16 protein-coding genes are annotated in these 20102 nt (G+C 71.2%); 7 read left to right on the forward strand and 9 right to left on the reverse strand.

What is annotated here, in order from left to right; genetic code table 11:
• Nucleotides 1-22: 22 nt before the first annotated feature.
• A complete protein-coding gene (locus tag AC5WRL_RS15100; RefSeq protein ID WP_496089018.1) occupies nt 23-904 on the reverse strand; it encodes a mechanosensitive ion channel family protein in 882 nt (293 codons plus the stop codon).
• 188 nt (nt 905-1092) lie between these two features.
• Between AC5WRL_RS15100 and AC5WRL_RS15105 the strand changes: the two genes are divergently transcribed.
• The 3 genes from AC5WRL_RS15105 (at nt 1093) to AC5WRL_RS15115 (ending at nt 2411) form a co-directional block, all read left to right on the forward strand.
• Nucleotides 1093-1632: an HNH endonuclease gene (locus AC5WRL_RS15105; RefSeq protein WP_496089019.1), complete on the forward strand. Its 540-nt coding sequence runs from the start codon at nt 1093-1095 to the stop codon at nt 1630-1632.
• Nucleotides 1633-1786: 154 nt separating this feature from the next.
• Nucleotides 1787-2065: a hypothetical protein gene (locus AC5WRL_RS15110; protein ID WP_496089020.1), complete on the forward strand. Its 279-nt coding sequence runs from the start codon at nt 1787-1789 to the stop codon at nt 2063-2065.
• Nucleotides 2066-2225: 160 nt separating this feature from the next.
• Complete coding sequence (locus tag AC5WRL_RS15115; protein WP_496089162.1) at nt 2226-2411, forward strand: hypothetical protein; 186 nt, start codon at nt 2226-2228, stop codon at nt 2409-2411.
• 456 nt (nt 2412-2867) lie between these two features.
• On the opposite strand, the gene pepN (AC5WRL_RS15120) is transcribed toward AC5WRL_RS15115, so the two are convergent.
• From pepN (AC5WRL_RS15120) to pepN (AC5WRL_RS15130), 3 genes are all read right to left on the reverse strand, one after another.
• The gene (gene pepN / locus AC5WRL_RS15120; RefSeq protein WP_496089021.1) at nt 2868-5447 is read right to left on the reverse strand and encodes an aminopeptidase N; all 2580 of its coding nucleotides are present in this window, start codon (nt 5445-5447) and stop codon (nt 2868-2870) included.
• A gap of 120 nt (nt 5448-5567) precedes the next feature.
• Complete coding sequence (locus AC5WRL_RS15125) at nt 5568-8900, reverse strand: S8 family serine peptidase (protein ID WP_496089022.1); 3333 nt, start codon at nt 8898-8900, stop codon at nt 5568-5570.
• A 235-nt stretch (nt 8901-9135) separates the two neighbouring features.
• Entirely contained in the window at nt 9136-11712 is a 2577-nt protein-coding gene (gene pepN, locus AC5WRL_RS15130) for an aminopeptidase N (RefSeq protein ID WP_496089023.1), read from the reverse strand.
• A gap of 148 nt (nt 11713-11860) precedes the next feature.
• Here pepN (AC5WRL_RS15130) and AC5WRL_RS15135 point away from each other — a divergent pair, with 148 nt between their 5' ends.
• The gene (locus tag AC5WRL_RS15135; RefSeq protein ID WP_496089024.1) at nt 11861-12490 is read left to right on the forward strand and encodes a mycothiol-dependent nitroreductase Rv2466c family protein; all 630 of its coding nucleotides are present in this window, start codon (nt 11861-11863) and stop codon (nt 12488-12490) included.
• Between the two features lie 91 nt (nt 12491-12581).
• Here AC5WRL_RS15135 and AC5WRL_RS15140 read toward each other — a convergent pair whose 3' ends face one another.
• The 4 genes from AC5WRL_RS15140 to AC5WRL_RS15155 form a co-directional block, all read right to left on the reverse strand.
• Nucleotides 12582-13220 (reverse strand): superoxide dismutase, encoded by a 639-nt coding sequence (locus AC5WRL_RS15140; protein ID WP_496089163.1) that lies wholly within the window; start codon nt 13218-13220, stop codon nt 12582-12584.
• An 82-nt stretch (nt 13221-13302) separates the two neighbouring features.
• Nucleotides 13303-15687: an ATP-binding protein gene (locus tag AC5WRL_RS15145; protein WP_496089025.1), complete on the reverse strand. Its 2385-nt coding sequence runs from the start codon at nt 15685-15687 to the stop codon at nt 13303-13305.
• A gap of 9 nt (nt 15688-15696) precedes the next feature.
• Entirely contained in the window at nt 15697-16335 is a 639-nt protein-coding gene (locus AC5WRL_RS15150) for a DUF6879 family protein (RefSeq protein WP_496089026.1), read from the reverse strand.
• Complete coding sequence (locus AC5WRL_RS15155) at nt 16328-16597, reverse strand: hypothetical protein (protein ID WP_496089027.1); 270 nt, start codon at nt 16595-16597, stop codon at nt 16328-16330. The genes AC5WRL_RS15150 and AC5WRL_RS15155 overlap by 8 nt, the downstream gene beginning before the upstream one ends.
• Nucleotides 16598-16847: 250 nt before the next feature.
• Between AC5WRL_RS15155 and AC5WRL_RS15160 the strand changes: the two genes are divergently transcribed.
• From AC5WRL_RS15160 to AC5WRL_RS15170, 3 genes are read left to right on the forward strand one after another with little or no spacing between them, the layout of a single operon-like run.
• Nucleotides 16848-17429: a biotin transporter BioY gene (locus AC5WRL_RS15160; protein WP_496089028.1), complete on the forward strand. Its 582-nt coding sequence runs from the start codon at nt 16848-16850 to the stop codon at nt 17427-17429.
• Nucleotides 17430-17462: 33 nt separating this feature from the next.
• On the forward strand, nt 17463-17939 hold the full coding sequence (locus tag AC5WRL_RS15165; protein WP_496089029.1) for a ribose-5-phosphate isomerase: 477 nt from the start codon (nt 17463-17465) through the stop codon (nt 17937-17939).
• Nucleotides 17939-18766: an Fpg/Nei family DNA glycosylase gene (locus AC5WRL_RS15170; protein ID WP_496089030.1), complete on the forward strand. Its 828-nt coding sequence runs from the start codon at nt 17939-17941 to the stop codon at nt 18764-18766. The genes AC5WRL_RS15165 and AC5WRL_RS15170 overlap by 1 nt, the downstream gene beginning before the upstream one ends.
• Here the strand turns inward: AC5WRL_RS15170 and AC5WRL_RS15175 are convergent.
• Nucleotides 18739-20085, reverse strand: coding sequence for an aminotransferase class V-fold PLP-dependent enzyme (locus AC5WRL_RS15175; RefSeq protein WP_496089031.1), 1347 nt, complete (start codon nt 20083-20085; stop codon nt 18739-18741). The two genes, AC5WRL_RS15170 and AC5WRL_RS15175, sit on opposite strands and share 28 nt — an antisense overlap.
• Nucleotides 20086-20102: the final 17 nt, after the last annotated feature.

Raw genomic sequence — 20102 nt, forward strand, 5'->3', positions numbered from 1 at the left:
GCCTCCCAGGTCGCTTCGCTCCTCACCCCTCAGTGTTACGGAGCGTCCCGCTCGGCGCAGCTCGGAGCTTTTCCAGCACCACCCCGGCCGCGTCCACCTGCGCGATTCCGGCCCCGTCAAGCGCCTCCTTGACGCGGCGGCGCAGCTCGCGCTCGACGGCGACGGCCCGGCCGGGGGCGGTCTTCGCCCGCACCCTCACCACCATGGAGTCCAGCGACACCGACTCCAGGCCCAGCACCTCCAGCGGCTCCCACAGCTGGTCGCGCAGCCCCGGGTCCTCGCCGGCGGCGGTGATCAGCTTGCGGACCCGCTCGTAGTCGGCGTCCGCCCGCACCTCGATGTCCAGCTGGGCGGTGGCCCAGCCCTGGCTGAGATTGGCGACCCGCTTGATCTCGCCGTTGCGCACGTACCACAGCTCGCCGCTGTCGGCGCGCAGCGTGGTGACCCGCAGCCCCATCTCGACCACGGTGCCGGTGGCCTCGCCGGCATCGATCCGGTCGCCGACGCCGTACTGGTCCTCCAGCAGCATGAACATGCCGCTGAGCACATCGGTGACGAGATTGCGGGCGCCGAAGCCGATCGCCACACCGAGGAAGCCGGCGCTGGCGATGAGGGGGCCCAGCTCTATGTCCAGCTGGGCGAGGATCATGAGCGCGGCCGTGCCCAGCACGAGAACGGAGGCGGCGCTGCGCAGCACCGAACCGATGGCGGCGGCCCGCTGGACGCGCCGCTCGGGGTGCGCCCGGTTCTCCCTGGCGCCCCGGCGCTTGTCGTCGCGGTGCAGGCGCTTGAGCAGCCGGGTGATGGACCGGCGTACGACCGCGCGCACCGCGAAGGCGATCACCACGATCAGCGCGATCTTCACCCCGGTACCCAGCCAGGCATCCCAGTGCTCCCGTATCACCCGTCCACCGTAATCGCCGGACGGCACCCGGGATGACCGGGAAATCTGAGCGATACGGGGCAGGTGTGGCGAAAGACACCATCGGTACATTGCCTGTTCGTGGTGGCGCTTTCGGCCGCGCCCGGGACACACTGTGGGAGATCGTCCCGGCGCGAGCCACGCGCCGCCGACGGAACTGGAGGGCATCCGTGCCGCACGTTCTGGTCCTCAACGCCTCGTACGAACCCCTGGGCGTCGTTCCCATCCGCCGCGCGCTCATCCTGCTGCTGAACGACAAGGCCGTGTCTCTTGAGGACTCGGACGCCCTGATGCGCAGCGCCACCCATGCCATCCCCGCCCCCAGTGTGGTGCGGCTCAAACGGTTCGTCCGGGTGCCGTACCGCGGCTCGGTGCCGCTGACCCGGCGGGCGCTGTTCGCCCGTGACGGCGGCCGGTGCGCGTACTGCGGGGCCGTGGCCACCAGCGTCGACCATGTGATCCCGCGCAGCCGGGGCGGCGCGCACGCCTGGGAGAACGTGGTCGCCGCCTGCCGCAGCTGCAACCACATCAAGGCCGACCGGCAGGTCGCCGAGCTGGGCTGGCGGCTGCGGCACAAGCCGGGGCCACCGTCGGGGCTCGCCTGGCGCATCATCGGCACCGGCCACCGCGATCCGCGGTGGCTGCCGTATCTCCAGCCGTACGGCGCGGACGACGCGCTGGCCAGGGTGGAGGGGCGGTCGTCCGCCTGAGTGAACGACGGGCCGTAAATCTTTTCGCCGATCACGGGTGATATCGATCGCTTTCCCGTGATTCCGGTCGCGGGGACGGATGGGGTGGCGTTCACTGGGTAGGGCAACGAGGGCATCGACGTCCGCGTTACCGCCCGTGAACGGAGTGAGGCCCGTGGCCGCACCCAGCAAACCCGCTCCCACCGTCCATCCGCCGGCCCTGATCGGCGCCCCCGCGCTGTCGCAGGACGAACTGCCCGCCGTGCCCTGGGACGAGACCGGCGAGTTCGACCTGTCCCAGCTCACCGACCCCGACGCCGCCGCGCGCGCCCTGGACCCGCCGCTGACCAGCGAGCCGGCCCCGGCCGACATCGCGCCGCTCACCTCCGAGCAGCCGCTGGCCGCCGCCGAACTGCCGCTGACCAGCGAGCCGACGGGGAGCAGCCCGCACTGAACGCACCGATCGGTGACGAAACGGCGGGGGCGTGGGAGAAGCCTCCGGAGGGGTTCGTTACTGTGGGGGCGTGGTCAACGCGAACAAGAACGCCCGTGAGCAGAAGCGACTGAGCAGGCGCGGCCTGCGAGCGGGAGCCCTCACGGCCGGCACGCTGCTGATGCTGCTCATGACGTCCCCGGCGGCGCACGCGCTGCACCGGGAGGACGGCGACGACCCGGGCACCGGCCTGAGCGTCATCGAGACCCTCGGCCTGTTCGTGGTGACCCCGATCGTGCTGTTCGCGGTCATCGCGGGCCTGGTCATCCTGGGCGAGAAGAAGAAGCCGAGCAAGCAGCGGGGCTGAACGCCTCCCGCTTCCCGCTTCCCGCGAAGGGCCCCGGGCCGGGGCCCCGTTCGCGGGGACGGCGAGTGAACACGGGGCCAGTGCCGGTGCCGGTGTGCCGTCCCGTCGGTGAGACGCGGCCCGAACCGGCCGCGTCCGCCGTGCGCGGGCCCCGATGGGGCCCGTTTCGTCCGTACGGGGCCGGGCGCCCTGTGCCACGCGGGCCGGTGCCGCCGCCCGCGCCACAGTCCGGTGACCGCCGCCGGGTGGTGTGTCGGCTCTGTCGGGCGGTTGACTCGCGCGGCTCGGTCCGGGTACCCCTGCGGCATTGCGCCTACCGCGCCGCCGTCTTGTCGCCCGTCGGAGTGTGCGGGCCGGTGCCGCCGCCGGGTGGTTCGTGGGCCCTGTCGGGCGGTTGACTCGCGCGGCTCGGCGAGGGGTGCCCGGGCCCGCAGGTCCGGGCACCCCCCTTCGGCGTTACGCCTGCGCCGCCGCGGCGGCCTTGTCGGCCGCCTGGGCGTTCAGGGCACGCTCCACGCCCGCACGGGACTCCGTCACCAGCCGGCGCAGCGCCGGCGACGGCTTCGCCGCCTCCAGCCAGGCGTCCGTCTCCGTCAGCGTCGCCTCGCTCACCTGGATGCCCGGGTACAGGCCCACCACGATCTGCTGCGCCATCTCATGGCTGCGGGACTCCCACACGCCCTTGAGCGCCGCGAAGAACTCCGGCGTGTACGAGGCCAGCAGCTCGCGCTGATCCGTCTGGACGAAGCCGCCGATGACGGCCTCCTGCATGGCGTTGGGCAGCTTGTCGCCCTCCACCACCAGCGCCCACGCCTCGGCCTTCGCCTCCCGCGTCGGCCGCGCGGCCCGCGCGTACGCCGCGTGCCGCTCGCCCGCCGAGGTGCGGTCCCGCTCCAGCTCCGCCGCGATCTCCTTCTCGTCGGCGCGCCCGGTCGCCGCCAGCCGCTGGAGCAGCGACCAGCGCAGCTCGGTGTCCACGGCGAGCCCGTCCACGCTCCGCGAGCCGTCCAGCAGCCCGGCCAGCAGCGCCAGCTGCTCATCCGTGCGGGCCACCGAGGTCAGCGCCCGCGCCCACGCCAGCTGGTGGTCGCTGCCCGGCTCGGCAGCCGCCAACTGCCGCTGCGCGGCCTCGCTCCAGCGCAGCAGCCCGCTCTCGCGCCACTCGGGGTCGGCGTACAGGTCGAGCGCCAGCGCCACCTGACGGTGCAGCGACTGCACCACGCCGATGTCGGTCTCCTTGCCGATGCCGGACAGCACCAGGGACAGATAGTCGCGGGCGGCCAGCTCGCCGTCGCGGGTCATGTCCCAGGCCGAGGCCCAGCTCAGCGCGCGCGGCAGCGACTCGGTGAAGTCGCCCAGGTGCCGCCGCACCACGGCCAGCGACTCCGGGTCGAGCCGCACCTTCGCGTACGACAGGTCGTCGTCGTTCAGCAGGACGACGGCCGGCCGCTGCTGACCCACCAGCTGCGGCACCTCCGTCAGTTCGCCGTCGATGTCCAGCTCGATCCGGTCCCGGCGCACCAGCGCGCCGTCGGTCAGCTCGTACAGGCCGATCGCGATCCGGTGCGGGCGCAGCGTCGGGGCGCCGGTGGCGCCGGCCGGCAGCGCCGGTGCCTCCTGCCGTACCGCGAACGAGGTGAACGCCCCGTCCCCGTCCACCTCGATCTCCGGGCGCAGCACATTGATGCCGGCCGTCTGGAGCCACGCCTTCGACCAGGCGCCCAGATCCCGGCCGCTGGTCTCCTCCAGCGCGCTGAGCAGATCACTCAGCCGGGTGTTGCCCCACGCGTGCCGCTTGAAGTACGCCTGCACGCCCGAGAAGAACGCGTCCTGGCCGACGTACGCCACCAGCTGCTTGAGCACGGACGCGCCCTTGGCGTACGTGATGCCGTCGAAGTTGACCAGCACATCGTCGAGATCGCGGATCTCGGCCATGATCGGGTGGGTGGAGGGCAGCTGGTCCTGCCGGTAGGCCCAGGTCTTCATCGAGTTGGCGAAGCTGGTCCAGGCGTGCGGCCAGCGGCTGCCGGGGGCGTGTGCCTGGCAGGCGATGGAGGTGTACGTGGCGAACGACTCGTTCAGCCACAGGTCGTTCCACCACTCCATGGTGACCAGGTCGCCGAACCACATGTGCGCCAGCTCGTGCAGGATGGTCTCGGCCCGCATCTCGTACGCCGCGTCCGTCACCTTGGAGCGGAAGACGTACTGGTCGCGGATGGTGACCGCGCCCGCGTTCTCCATCGCGCCGGCGTTGAACTCCGGGACGAACAGCTGGTCGTACTTGGCGAAGGGGTAGGGGAAGTCGAACTTCTCCTCGAACCAGTCGAAGCCCTGCCGGGTGACCGCGAAGATCGCCTCGGCGTCCAGGTGTTCGGCGAGCGAGGGCCGGCAGTAGATGCCCAGCGGCACCGACCGGCCCTCGCCGCCCTCCCAGCTGCTGTGCACCGAGTGGTACGGGCCGGCGATCAGCGCGGTGATGTAGCTGGAGATGCGCGGGGTCGGCTCGAACGTCCAGATGTTGTCGGCCGGCCGCGGGGTGGGCGAGTTGGAGATCACCGTCCAGCCCTCGGGGGCCCGTACGGTGAACTGGAACGCCGCCTTCAGGTCGGGCTGTTCGAAGCAGGCGAACACCCGCCGCGCGTCCGGCACCTCGAACTGTGTGTACAGATACGCCTGCTCGTCCACCGGGTCCACGAACCGGTGCAGGCCCTCACCGGAGTTGGTGTAGGCGCAGTCGGCGACGACCACCAGCTCGTTGTGGCCGTGCACCACGTGGGGCAGCGCGATCCGCGAGTCGGCGAAGACGTCCGAGGCCGGCAGCACCTCCCCGTTGAGCGCCACATGGCTGACCGAGGGGGCCACCAGATCGATGAAGGTCGCCCCGGCCTCGCGCGCCGTGAAGTGCACGGTGGTCTCGGAGCGGAAGGTGCCGCCCTCCTGGGCACCGGAGAGATCGAGCGCGATCGTGTAGCTCTCCACGCTCAGCAGCCGGGCCCGCTCCTGGGCCTCTTCGCGGGTCAGATTCGTGCCAGGCACCAGTTCTCCTTAGCGTGATGTACTCCGTCCGGTCATCCTTCCACGCGTCACGCACACCGGGGCGGTGCGCGAGTCGTGCCGCGCCCCGCCCCGGTGCCGTTGATCCGGTGGGTGACCGGTTTACGCGCCGCTCACCCGCTCGATGATGATGCCGCCGCTGCCGGTGACCGTACCGGAGGCGTTCAGCAGCTTCACCTCGCCGAAGAACTCGCGCCCGGCGGAGGCGTCGTCGGCCGCCGAGACGACGGTGACCTCGGCGTCGACCGCCGCGGTCGCGCCGTTCGCCAGCGAGATGACCTTGCCCTCGTCCACGGCGACCGAGCCGAGGTCGGGGGAGAGGTACGCGTCGCGGTAGTCGTAGGAGGTGGACCCGGACGGGACGGCGTAGGCGTGCACCTCGATGGTGTACGTGCCGGCCGCCGGGTTGGTCAGCACCACGGCCTCCTCGGAGCCGCCGGAGGCCGACTGGCCGACCAGCGTGCCGTCCCGGTAGACGTACAGGTCGAGGTCGGCGGCCGGGTCCGAGGTGGAGCCGATGACGGCCTCGAAGCGGGTGACGCCCGCGGCCAGCTCCACGGTGCTGGTCTGGTAGGCGCCATTGGCGATGGTGGGCCGGTCGATGGCCACCGAGCCCAGCTCACCGGCGGCCAGGGTGCCCTCGATCGGCGCCAGCGTGTTGGAGACCTGCCAGTTCACCGGGACCGGGGTGCCGATGACGGCCTCCTCGACGGTGACGGTCGCCGGGTTGAAGGCGGTGCCCAGCGCGGTCGCGGTGAGGGTGTACGGGTTGTTGAGCTGCGGCGAGGTGCGCCGGGCCTCGACCTCGAACTCCCACACGCCCGGGGTCGGGTTCTCGTAGGAGCGCAGATCGGGGCGGCAGGTGTTCGCCGGGTTGGTGTAGTTGGGGTAGCAGTTGACGGTGGAGGAGGAGTCCGCCAGCGTGCCCCACGGGGTGATGGCGATCCACCGGGTCTGGCTGCCGTCGGTCAGACCGGTCAGCTTCACCTCAAGGGTCTTGGTGCCCTCGGGGACCTTCACGAAGTACGAGGTGCTGGAGTTGCGCTGCACCGTCGAGGTCTTCGTCACCGCGTAGGAGGGGGCGGCGAGCTTCTCGGTCACCAGGATGGTGCTGAGCACCTGGAGGTCGACGCCCTGGGTGGAGCGGTCGTCGACGCCGAGCAGCACGCTGTGCGCCCCGGTCGAGCGCGGCTTGGCCTGCACCTTGACGGTCACCGGCTTGTTCAGCGGCAGCGCCACGGTGCTGTTGCCGACCAGCGAGAAGGTGTTGTCGTGGTTGTTGTCCAGGGTCAGCTTGTGCTGGACGTTGCGGTTGGGGCCGCTGGTACGGGTGAGGGTGATGTCGTACGTCTTGCGCTCGCCGACCTTGGGGGCCGACTCGCGGTCGTACACGCCGGTGCCGAAGCCCGGGGTGGCCAGGAACTCGGCCAGGTCGCTGCTCACCGGCGCCTTGACGGTGTACTGGTGCGCGGTGGCGCCCTTGGTGATCAGCTTCCAGGCGGCGACGGTGTCCACCAGGCCCGCGCCCTGCTCGTGCGCCTGCACCCCGGAGATGGGCTTGGCGGAGGAGGTCAGCGCGGTGCGCAGATCGGCGGCCGACAGGTCCAGGCCGCGCTGCTTGGCGCCGGACAGCAGCAGCGCCGCGGCGCCCGCGACCTGCGGGGAGGACATCGAGGTGCCCTGGAGCATGCCGTAGCCGGGGGGCAGGCTGTAGCCGGCCTCGGCGACCGGCGCGCCGGGCTGCCAGGTGGGGATGGCGTTGATGGAGGCGCCGGGCCCGGTGATGGTGGGCTTGAAGCCGCCGTCCGCGCGCGGTCCCGAGGAGGAGAACGGCAGCATGGCGTACTTCTTGGTCACGCCGGAGCCGTAGTTGGCGGCCCAGGTGTCCTTGGAGATGGCGGCGCCGACGCTGACGACCTTCTCGGCGACCGAGGGGTCGGAGACGGTGTTGACGCCGGGGCCGTCGTTGCCGGCCGAGATGAACAGCTGGACGTCGTAGGTGTCGATCAGCTCGCTGTACACCCGGGCGCGGGCGTTGTTGCCGTCGTTGAGCGCGGGCAGGCCGCCGATGGAGACGTTGACCACGTCCACCTTGCGGTTGACGACGAGGTCGATCATGCCCTCGAACATGGCGGTCGCGGTGCAGCCGCCGCTGAACCGGCAGGCGCGCGAGGAGACGATCTGCGCGCCGGGGGCGGCGCCGTTCATCTGGCCGCCGAACAGGCTGTTGGCGGCGGTGATGCCGGCCACGTGGGTGCCGTGCCGCCCGGAGACGATGCCGATGTTGACGAAGTCGCGCCGCTGCCCGATCCAGCTGCCGCCATAGGGGTCCATGGGGACGTCCTTGCGGATCTCCACCACGAACGGGACGGCCTCGGCGATCTCGGTGTCCGGGTTGTCGGTGCCGAAGTAGCCGACGTCGTGGTTTTCGCGGTACGGCTTCATGACGGCCTCGTCGGTGAAGTCGCCGTCGTCGTCGAGGTCCACGCGTACGGTGCCGGCCGCCGGGTCGTACAGCACGGCCCAGGAGCCGTCGGTGCGGCCGTCGCGGTTGAGGTCGCCGCCCAGTTCGCCGGTGGCGATGTTCTCCCGGAAGATGGAGATGTAGTAATCGCCCTGGGGGGCCTTGTAGTCGCGGCCGTTGTAGCTGAACGTTTCGCCGGAGACCGCGGTGGTCATCGGGCGCCACGAGCCGTCGTTGTCGATGATCGGGTCGGTGGCGGTGACCCAGTCGGTGATCTTGGGCTCACCGGTGGTGGTCTCCTGGAGCGACGGGTGCGCGATGTCGACGCCGGTGTCCAGGATGCCGATGGTGATGCCGCGGCCGTCGTACTTCTTGTTCTGCTTGACGAAGTCGACGGCGCCCGTCTCGTGGGCGGGCTGGTACGGGTTGACGGCCTTGGTGTTCTTGTCGGGCGCCGGGTAGGGGGTGGCGTTCCCGTTGCCGCCGTTGCCGTGGCCCTGGCCGGTGTCGGGCAGCGGGTCCGGTACCTGGATCTCCTCGTTGAGGTCGATCGCGTACACGGAGGACAGCGCCCGCGCCTCGTCGATGGCCTCGTCGGCGGCGCCGGTGCGCACGGTGGCCCGGACGTAGCCGATCTCGTCGAGGGTGTAGCCGACGGAGGCACCGGGGATCGCGTCGAGCGCGTCGCTGACCTCGTCGGTCTGGCCGGGCTCGGTGGCGATCAGCAGCGTCACATGCGGCTCGCCGGCGGCCTTGGCCTCGGCGAGCAGGGTGGCGTCGTGGGTGCCGAACTTGTCGTCGATCGGCTTGTCGACCGTGGGAGTGACGGTGTCACTCTCCGCGGCGAAGGCGGGCAGCGCCCCGGTGACGGAGAGGGCGCTCACCAGCCCGGCGGCGAGCGCGACCCGGGCCACGCGGGCCGAGCGTCTCCTGCCGGTGGCAGTCGGGAACAGGGGGGAAGTATGAGACATGGGCATCCTTGTTCGGATTCCGGAACCGGATGACCGGTCATCATACGTAAATGATCACTTGATGTAATGGCTTTAGAAGATAGTTGTCGCATTCCTGTCACGAGCGATTGAATGAAACATGCGTGGGGTATCTACGCGCGAGGATCGCTACAAAAGCGGGCATAACGCTGGCGGGATAGCTGAACGCCCGCAACGGCCGCAGCCGCCACGGGCGTTCATCCGCCAACCGGCGCGGCTACCCTCCGTCGTCCCGCTGCGCCCGCAGCGCCCGGCGCAGATCGTCCCGCTCCTCAAGCACCAGCCGGCGCAGCGCCGGGGCCGCGTCCTGATGCGCGCTCAGCCAGGCATCCGTCGCCTCCAGGGTGGCCCGGTCCTGCTGAAGACCGGGGAACAGGCCGCGTACCACCGCCATGCCGATCTCGATGGACCGCTCCTGCCACACCCGCTCGATCGCCTCGAAGTACCGGTCGGTGAACGGCGCCAGCAGCCCCTGCTGCCCCGCCCGCGCGAAGCCGTCGATGGTCGCCTCCACCAGCGCGTTCGACAGCCGCTCCGACTCCACCACCTCCGCCCAGGCGGCCTCCTTGACGGCGGCGGACGGCCGCGCCGCCAGCGCCCGTACCTGGTGGCGGCGGCCCGAGGCGGTGTCGTCCCGGGTCAGCTCCTCCGCCAGCTCCGTCTCGCCGATCCGGCCGTGCGCGGCCAGCGGCAGCAGCATCGTCCAGCGCAGCTCCTGATCCACCACCAGGCCCTCGATCCGCTCCTTGCCGGCCAGCAGCGCCTCCAGCAGCCGGAAGTCGGCGTCGGAGACCGCCCGGCCGGCGAAGAACCGGGCCCAGGCCAGCTGATGGTCGCTGCCCGGCTCGGCGCGCCGCAGCTCACCGAGCGCGGTGGTGGCCAGCTGCCCGGCCGCCGCCTCGCGCGCCGGGCGCGGCAGGTACCACTCCAGCGCCGCGTCGGCCCAGCTGAGCACCATCTGGAGCACGCCGATCGAGGTCTCGGCGCCGGCGTGCCGCCGTACCAGGGTGAGGAAGTCGGCGGCCGGCAGCAGCGCGTCGCGGGTGAGGTTCCACAGCGCCGACCAGCACAGCGCGCGGGCCAGCGGATCCTCGACGTCCCCCAGATGGTCCATCAAGGTGGCGAGGGAGAGCGGATCGAACCTGGTCTTGCAGTACGTCAGATCCTCGTCGTTGACGAGGATCAGATCGGCCCGCTCGGCGCCGGCCAGCGCCTCCACCACGGTGCGGGCGTCGCTCACATCGGCGCCGGCCTTCGCGTACCGGACGAGCCGCCCGCCGTCCTCGATCCGGTAGAGGCCGACCTGCACCCGGTGCGGGCGCAGCGTGGGGTGGTCCTCGGGCGCGTCCTGCTCGATGGCCAGCTCGGCGATCCGGCCGTCCGCGTCGTGCCGTACCCGTGGGGTGAGGGAGTTGAGCCCGGCGGTCTGGAGCCAGGCGCGTGACCACTGCGCCATGTCGCGGCCGGAGGTCTCGGCGAGCACGGCCAGCAGGTCGGACAGCCGGGTGTTGCCGTACGCGTGCCGTTTGAAGTAGCGGCGGGCGCCCTCCAGGAACGCGTCCTCGCCGGCATAGGCCACCAGCTGCTTGAGGACGGAGGCGCCCTTGGCGTAGGTGATGCCGTCGAAGTTGAGCTTGGCGTCCTGGAGGTCGCGGATGTCGGCGGTGATGGGGTGGGTGGAGGGCAGCTGGTCGGCGCGGTAGGCCCATGCCTTGCGGCGGTTGGCGAAGGTGATCCACGCCTCGTCGAAGCGGGTGGCGCCCTTGGAGGCGAAGGCGCCCATGAAGTCGGCGAAGGACTCCTTGAGCCACAGGTCGTCCCACCACTCCATGGTGACGAGGTCGCCGAACCACATGTGGGCCATCTCGTGCAGCAGGGTGTTGGCCCGGCCCTGGTAGGCGGCGCGGGTGGTCCGGCCGCGGAAGACGTACTCCTCGCGGAAGGTCACCAGGCCCGGGTTCTCCATGGCGCCGAGGTTGTACTCGGGGACGAACGCCTGGTCGTACTTCCCGAAGGGGTAGGGGAAGTCGAAGTGATCGTGGAAGAAGTCCAGCCCCGCCTTGGTGGTGGCGAAGATCTCGTCCGGGTCGAAGTGCTTGGCCAGCCCCTTGCGGCAGAGCGCGCCGAGCGGGATGTCGAGGGTGGTGCCGTCCGCGAACGTGCGGGAGTAGTGGTCGCGCACCTGGTGGTACGGGCCGGCCACGATCGCCGTGATGTAGGTGGAGATGGGCTTGGTGGTGGCGAACGTGCGGCGGATTCCGTCGTTGCCGACCTCGGCGCCGTTGCTGAGCACCACCCAGTCGGCGGGGGCGAGCACGGTGATGTCGTACGGGGCCTTGAGGTCGGGCTGCTCGAAGTTGGCGAACACCCGGCGGGCGTCGGCCGGCTCGTACTGGGTGTAGAGGTAGGTCTCGCCGTCCTCGGGGTCGGTGAAGTGGTGCAGGCCCTCGCCGGTGCGGCTGTACGCGCAGCGGGCGTCGACGATCAGCTCGTTGTCACCGGCCGGCAGCCCGTCGAGGCGCACGCGGGTCCCGTCGAAGACCCGGTCGACGTTGAGTGACTCCCCATTGAGGGTGACCGAGTGCGCGTGCGGGGCGATGAGGTCGGCGAAGGTGCTCGCGCCCTCCTCGGCGCAGGAGAACCGGATGGTGGTGGTGGAGCGGAAGGTACGCGGCCCGGTGGCCGGCGCCGGCCCGGCCGCGTCGCGGACGTCCAGCACCACCTCGTACCCGTGCACGGTGAGCAGCCGGGACCGTGCTCCCGCCTCGTCGCGGGTCAGGTTCTCTCCGGGCACGGCGTTTCTCCTTGGGTGTGGCGTGCGGAAGGGGCGCGGCCAGCATGTCATGGGCGGGAGGGATCACCGGTGACGCCCGGGAATGCCCGGGGGGATGCCACTGTTGTGGTCTGGAGCATCGCTGTCCCCGTGTGGAGGAGCCGAGACCATGCCGGAGAAGACCCCCGCCGATTTCTGGTTCGACCCGCTGTGCCCGTGGGCGTGGCTGACGTCGCGCTGGATGCTGGAGGTGGAGAAGGTACGGCCGGTGGAAGTGCGCTGGCACGTGATGAGCCTGTCGGTGCTCAACGAGCCGAAGATCGACGAGCTGCCGGAGCAGTACCGGGAGATGCTCACCCGTGGCTGGGGCCCGGTACGGGTGCTGATCGCGGCGGAGGAACGGTTCGGCGGCGAGGTGCTGGGGCCGCTGTACACGGCGATAGGCACCCGCTTCCACCTGGAGGACAAGCCGCGCACCAAGGAGACGCTGATCGAGGCGCTGGCGGAGGTCGGCCTCCCGGCGGAGCTGGCGGACGCGGCGGACACCGACGCGTACGACACGAAGCTGCGGGCCTCGCACAAGGCGGGCATCGACCTGGTGGGCCAGGACGTCGGCACCCCGGTGATCGCGGTGCCGGGCTCGGACGGTGAGCAGATCGCGTTCTTCGGCCCGGTGGTCACCCCGGCCCCCAAGGGCGAGGCGGCGGCCCGGCTGTGGGACGGCACCCTGCTGGTGGCGAGCACTCCGGGCTTCTACGAGATCAAGCGCACCCGCGACGCCAAGCCCCAGTTCGACTGATCCCGCGCCCCGAAACCGGGCCGGCCCCCGCGGATACCTGACGCGGGGGCCGGCCCTTTTTCACCTGCCCGGTGAAACGGTGAGAAGACGATCACCCGAGCAGGAGCTTTCCGCCGCCGGCCTTGGCGGCGGCGTACCGGGCCGAGACATCCTGCCAGTTGATCACCCGCCACATGGCTTCGACGAAGTCCACCTTCTGGTTGCGGTACTGGAGATAGAAGGCGTGCTCCCAGGCGTCGAAGACCAGGATCGGGATGGACCCCTGCCCGATGTTCCCCTGGTGGTCGTACACCTGCTCGACCACCAGCCGCCCGGACAGCGGCTCATGGGCGAGCACGCCCCACCCCGAGCCCTGGGTGGTGGCGGACGCCTTGGACAGCTGCGCCTTGAACCGGGCGAACGACCCGAACGACTCGGCGATGGCATCGGCCAGCTCACCGGTCCCGTCCTTCTCCAGCGGCTCCCCGCCCCCGTCGCCGGTCATGTTGCGCCAGTAGATCGAGTGCAGGATGTGGCCGGAGAGATGGAACGCGAGGTTCTTCTCCAGGCCGGTGACATTCCCCCACTGATCCTTCTCCCGCGCCTCGGCGAGCTGTTCGAGGGTGTCATTGGCGCCCTTGACGTAGGCGGCGTGGTGCTTGTCGTGGTGCAGCTCGATGATCTCGCCGCTGATGACCGGCTCCAGGGCGGAGTAGTCGTACGGCAGCTCAGGAAGCGTGTAGGTGGCCATGCCGGTTGCCCTGTCCATCTCGCTCGGCTTATTGCGACTCACTTGCAATAACAACCTAGCAGCAAGTGCGGCCCGCTGTGCGTCAGATCGCCGAACCGAGCCGTTCACGCAGGGCCACCGCCCGGCGGTCCGCAAAACCACCGAGCAGCCCCAGCGCCGCCCGGCGATGCTCCACGGCACGGCCAGGATCAGCCGCCGCCACCGCCTCGGCGAGACGCTCCAGGGCCAGCGCCTCGTACCAGGCATCGCCAAGCTCCCGGTGCACAACAGCCGCCCGCCGGAAGAAGTCGGCCGCCTCCTTCTCCCGCCCCAGCCGCCGATAGCTCTCCCCGGCCCCCACCCAGGCCATCGCCTCCCGACTCCGGTCACCCAGCCGCCGGTGCAGCGCGGCGGACCGGTGATACGAAGCCAGCGCCTCGTCCGACTCCCCGCTCTCCCGCTGGGCGTCGCCCAAGGCGATCAGCCAGAAACCCTCAAGACTGTCACTCCGGAGATCGAGCGCCAGATCCACCGCCTCCTGGGCAGTCAGCAGCGCGGCCTCCGTCTCACCGCGCTCGCCGTGGATCTCGCTCAGCTGCCGCAAGGCGTTTCCCACGCTGCGCCGGGCGCCGAGCTCGCGGTGGATCGTGAGGGCCCGCCGGGCGTCCGCCTCCGCCTCTTCGAGCTTTCCCGCGTCGTAACGGGCGCTCGACAGGTTCGACAGGGCCATCGCCGCCCGGTGCCGCTCGCCCAGTTCCTCGAACACCGCGCCCGCTCGGGCGAAGTGATCCTCCGCCGCGCCGAGCTGCCGACCGCGGAGCTCGCCGATGCCCAGCAGATTCAGTGAGGATGCCTCGCCACGCCGGTCTCCCAGCTCATGGCGGATCCCCAGCGCCTGCTCGTGACAGTGCCGGGCCTCCGCCAGCCGGTTGATCCGGGTGTGGCCCATGCCGTAGTACTCAAGCAATTGGGCCTCACCTGCCCGGTCGTCGAGCCGGCGGACAGCGCGGAGGCCGATCTCCGCGATGATCAGCCAGGCATGCACGGTCGCGGACGGCGCCTTGGCGTGCCACAGCACCACGGCCAGCTGCCACGCGCGACGGTCCTCACCGGCTGCCCCGGCGGCTCGTACGGCGGGCAGAAAATTGTCGTGTTCGCGCTCCGCCCAGTTCACAGCCGAGTCGTAGTCGGGGAAAAGGGCCGGAGGGGTCCGCGTGACCGGGCCGGGCCTGAGCCACTCCCGGGCTGCCTCGGCGGACTCCAGGTACCAGTCGAGTACCCGGCGCAGCGCCTCCGTGCGGCCCTGCGCCGGCTCGTCCTGCTGGGCCTGGTTGGTGGCGTACGCCCGCAGCAGGTCGTGGAATTGGTAGCGGTCGGGCGCGGTCTGTTCCAGCAGATGTGCGCTGACCAGGACATCCAGTAACTGCCGCGTTCGCCGGACGCTGATCTCGCCGAGCGCGGCGACCGACTTGACGCCGAACTCGCGCGCCGGATGCAACCCCAGCAACCGGAACAGCCGAGCGGCCTCGGCGGACAGGGCCCGATAGGACCAGGCGAAGACCGTCCGTACGGCCTCGGCCTCCTCCTCGTCCTCGGTGCTCAGGGCATCCCACAACGCGGACTCGTCCCGCAGATCCGCGATCAGGTCATCCAGGCTCATATGAGGGTGGCCGGCGGCCCGCTCTGCGGCAATCCGCAGGGCCAGTGGCAGATGCGCGCACAGCCGGGCCAGTTCGGCGAGTTTGTCCGCGTCGTCCGCCGGGCGGTAGCCGGCGGTGACCGCGCGCAGCAGGGCGACGGCCTCGGGCTGGGGAAGGGTACCCAGAGTGAGACGGCGCGCGCCGTCCCGTATGGCGAGGCCGGACAGCCTGCCCCGGCTCGTGACGATGACCAGGGACTGTGAATGGCCGGGAAGCAGTGGTCGTACCTGGGCGGCGGAGGCCGCGTTGTCGAGCACGATGAGGATGCGGCGATCGGCCAGTCGGGACCGGAAGAGTGCCGAGGCGGCCTCGGTGTCGTCCGGGATCGTGCCCGGCGGAACCCCCAGCGCGGTGAGGAAGCGGTGCAGCGCCTCGTGGGCGGCGACCGGCTCGCCCGCGTCGTAGCCGCGCAGATTGATGTAGAGCTGCCCGTCCGGGAACCGCTCCCTGATCCGGTGTGCCCAGTGCAGGGCCAGCGAGGTCTTTCCGCCACCGGCGGTGCCGGCGATGAGGCACACGGAGACCACGAGCGGAGCACCGTCCTCGCCGGGCAGCACGGCGTTGAGCTCCGCCAGCTCATCCACCCGGTTGACGAAACCGCGTACATCGGCCAGCAGTTGCCGGGGCACGCCCTCCTCCGGCTGCTGCCGGGTCGCGCCGTGTTCGTGGAAGTGCACACCCCCGCTGATCCGTCCGGCCTGGACGGCGTCGCGGGTGGTGCCCGACAGCTCGGAGTGCGTACTGCCGGGCGCCACGCTGTTCCCCTCGTTCCCCTCTTCTTTGTGCATGGCGAACGTTTACCCCGATTCGGGTTCCGCTGTCAGGGTCGGGGGTGGCAGTGGAGCCACCTCGCGGGCCATGTACGAGGAGATGTCCTCGCCCTCGGAGAACAGTGCCCGGATCAGCCGCTGCCAGGCGGCAACCAGATCCGGCTCGGTGAAGCGGGTCGCGGAGTGGAAGACACCGGCCGGGGTGTAGTTGATCAGATAGAGCGTTCCGTCGGCGAGTACCACGACCTCGGGGAGCGGACCGGCACGCTCCAGATCCCGCACCGCCTCCGCTCCGATCACCCGGACCGGCGTGCCGTACTCCGCTCCGAGAGACAGCGCATGAAGCTCCCAATGCACATACGGAGTCAGCGGCTGCTCGACCACTCGGACCCGCTGGAAGACATAGCCGCGAGACTGCCGCTCACGCTGGGTCCTGGCCAAGCCCTCCCTGCGGTCCTCCAGCAGGTTCAGGGCGCTCTCCCAATCCCCCTGTCGCAGGGCCTCACGGCTGGCGCTGGTCTCCTCGAAGTGCTGGAGACGTTCGAGTTTCCACGACAATCCGTCGTGGATTCCCGCCGCCCGCTGCCGGAAGTCCCGCACATAGTCGTCGTCGTCGAGCCAGGTGCCCAGGGCCGGGTCGAGGGCGGGGGGCTGGAGGTCAAGCATCGGGGATGTCCGGCTTCGCCGCGCTGAGCATGCTGCCGGGAATGATCACCAGGCGCTCATCAGGGCCGAGTTGTACCCCGGCCGGCAGCCGGGAGCCGTAGGCAGTTGTCAGATCGCGGCCGATCACCGCCACATCCCCGTTGTCGAGCTGCCAGATGTCCGGGCACTTCTCTTCGTCCTCAGAGGCGCCGAGCTCCTGGGCCGTCTTGCCTAACCGCCGGGCGAATGAGGCGGACGGGTCCGCCTCCCATGGCCGTGCCATGGTTCCTCCACTCATCGTGGGTGAGCTGTGCTGGGGGTCACACTCAGCGTAGTGCCCTCGGTCACTCGTCAACAACGGATGGTGGGGGCGCATCGCACCAAGTCAGGGCGCTACGGCGCGACCTGTTCGCGGCTTGTTGTGGGGTGTCGATAAGGGGGGAGGGGTTCGGGCGGTGGGTTGGGCTCTTGTTCGGGGTGGGTGGGGTGAGGTCGGATAGGGGTAGGGGGAAAACGTTCTTTGGAGGATGTGTATGAGCACCGCTGTACTCGCGGATCTGTTGCCCGCTCCGACCCTGTCCCGGGCCCGGGTGCGGGATGTGGCGCTGGTTGTGGGTGGCGCCGCGTTGACCGGGGTGGCCGCGCAGATAGCGCTGCCCGTGCCGGGGTCGCCCGTGCCGGTGACCGGGCAGACCTTCGCCGCCCTGCTCGTCGGTGCCTCGCTCGGCCCCGCCCGGGCCCTGCTGTCCATGCTGCTGTACGCGCTGGCCGGCATGGCCGGGATGCCCTGGTTCGCCGAGGCGTCCTCCGGGTTCGGCATGCCGTCCTTCGGCTACATCATCGGGATGACCGTCGCCGCCGGCCTCGTCGGTGAGCTGGCGCGGCGCGGCGGGGACCGTACCGTGCTGCGCACCGCCGGCACCATGGTGGCCGGGATGGCCGTCACGTACGCCATCGGTGTGCCCTACCTGGCGCTGGCCACCGGCATGTCGGCGAGTGAGGCGATGGCGGCCGGTCTGGTGCCGTTCCTCATCGGTGACGCCCTCAAGGCCGCGCTCGCCATGGGCGCGCTGCCCACCGCGTGGCGGATCGCCGGGCGGCGGGGGCACGCGTAACCGGGCCGCTGCGCGCATGTCAGACTCAGTCCCATGCGCGTCTATCTCGGCTCCGACCACGCCGGCTATGAACTGAAGAACCACCTCGTCGACTGGCTCACGGCACACGGCCATGAGCCGGTCGACTGCGGTCCGCACGCGTACGACGCGCAGGACGACTATCCGCCGTTCTGTCTGCGCGCCGCCGAGGCCGCCGCCGCCGACCCCGACGCGCTGGGCGTCGTCATCGGCGGCAGCGGCAACGGTGAGGCGATCGCCGCCAACAAGGTCAAGGGCGTACGGTGCGCCCTCGCCTGGAGCGAGGAGACCGCCCGGCTCGGGCGGCAGCACAACAACGCCAACGTGGTGAGCGTCGGCGCCCGTATGCACACCACCAACGAGGCCACCACCTTCGTGGAGGTCTTCCTCGCCACCCCCTACTCGGGCGAGGACCGGCACACCCGCCGCATCGACATGCTCAGCGCGTACGAGACGGACGGCACGCTGCCGCCGCTGCCCGCCGGCGCCTGATGCCGGAGGGGCACACCATCCACCGGCTGGCCGCCGACTACCGCGAGCGGTTCGGCGGCCGGGCGGTGCGGGTGGATTCGCCGCAGGGGAAGTTCTCCGACGGGGCCGCCCTTGTCGACGGTCAGGTTCTTGAACGCTCCGACGCTCATGGGAAGCATCTGTTCCTCGGGTTCGGGGCCGCCCAGCAGTGGGTGCACATCCATCTCGGCCTGTACGGCAAGGTCGCGTTCGGCGACGGGCCGCCACCGCCGCCCGTCGGGCAGATCCGGCTGCGGCTGGCCACCGCCGACGCGTACGCCGAACTGCGCGGGCCCACCACCTGCGCGCTGATCTCGGACGAGGAGAAGCGCGCCGTACGGCAGCGGCTCGGGGCCGATCCGCTGCGCGCGGACGCCGAGCCCGGCCTGGCCTGGCGGCGGATCTCCCGCAGCCGCACCACCGTCGCCGCGCTGCTCATGGATCAGCGGATCATCGCGGGGGTCGGCAATGTGTACCGGGCCGAGGTGCTGTTCCGGCACGGCATCGATCCCTACCTGCCGGGGCTGCGGCTGACGCCCGCGCAGTGGAACGGCATCTGGGCGGATCTCGTCGCGCTGATGCGGGAGGGGGTCCGCACCAACCGGATCGACACGGTGCGCCCCGAGCACACCCCGGAGGCGATGGGCCGCCCGCCGCGCGTGGACGATCACGGGGGAGAGGTGTACGTGTACCGGCGGGCCGGCCAGGCGTGTCTGGTGTGCGGCGGCGGGATCCGGTACGCGGAGCTCGCCGCCCGCAATCTGTTCTGGTGCCCGTCCTGTCAGCCGGCCGCCGCCGCGACCGGCTGACCCTCGGCGACCAGTTCCCGCACCGCGCGCACCAGCCGCTCCAGATGTTCGGCCGGGGTGCCCACCCCGAAGCTCACCCGGATCGCCTTCAGCGGCCCCTCGCAGCCGGCCGCCCCGGCGCCGTCCTCCGCCGCGCCGAGGAGCGTACGCACCAGGGGGTGCGCGCAGAACAGCCCGTCCCGTACCCCGATCCCGTACCGCTGCGACAGCGCCGTGGCGAACTCCGCGCTCTGCCACCCGTCCACCACGAAGGACAGCACCGCCACCCGGGGCGCGTCCGCGCCGAACAGCGACAGCTGCCGTACCCCGGGGATGGTGGCGAGCCCGGCCCGCAGCCCGGCCAGCAGTTCCTCCTCGCGCGCCACCAGTCGCGCGAACCCGGCGTCGGTCAGCGCCCGGCAGGCCGCCGCGATGGCGTACGCGCCGATCACGTTGGGCGAGCCGGCCTCGTGCCGGGCGACGCTGTCCTGCCACTCCACATCGACCGTGCCGTCCGCCCCGGCCGTGACGGTACGGCTGGCCCCGCCGCCCGCCAGGTACGGTGCGGCGCGGCGCAGCCAGTCGGCGCGCCCGGCGAGCACGCCGGAGCCGAACGGCGCGTACAGCTTGTGCCCGGAGAAGGCCACCCAGTCGACGCCGAGGGCGGTGATGTCCACCGGGCGGTGCGGGGCGAGCTGGGCGGCGTCCAGGACGGTGCGGGCGCCGGAGCGGCGGGCGACGGTGGCGAGTTCGGCGATGGGCCACAGTTCGCCGGTGACGTTGGAGGCGCCGGTGACGCACAGCAGCTTGGGCCCGGGGGCGGCGTCGGCGAGGGCGTTGACCAGGGTGGCGACGGCCTGCCCGGGGGTACGGGGGGCGGGCAGGTACGTCACTGGGTGGCCGTGCCGGGCCCAGGGGAGCAGCGCGGCGTGGTGTTCGGTCTCGTAGACGAACACCTGGGTGCCGGTGGGCAGCGCGCCGGCCAGCAGGTTGAGGGAGTCGGTGGTGGAGCGGGTGAAGATCAGCTGATCGTCGGGGCGGCAGCCGAGAAATTCGGCCACCGTGGCGCGGCTCTCCTCGTACAGGTCGGTGGACAGCTGGGAGAGATAGCCGGCGCCGCGGTGCACGCTGCCGTAGTACGGGGCGTACGCGGCGACGTCGTCCCACACCGCGCGCAGGGCGGGGGCGCTGGCGGCGTAGTCCAGGGCGGCGTACGCGATGTCGCCGGCCCCGTCGCCGCCGGCCAGCGGGGCGCGGACCTCGTCGCCGAGGACGGGGAGCGGGAGGGGACAGCTGTGGGCCGTGGGGTTCTGGGCAGGGGTGATCAGCGTCGCGGGCATGGCGTAGCTCCGGGAAG

The sequence above is a fragment of the Streptomyces sp. NTD107 genome (assembly GCF_059510435.1).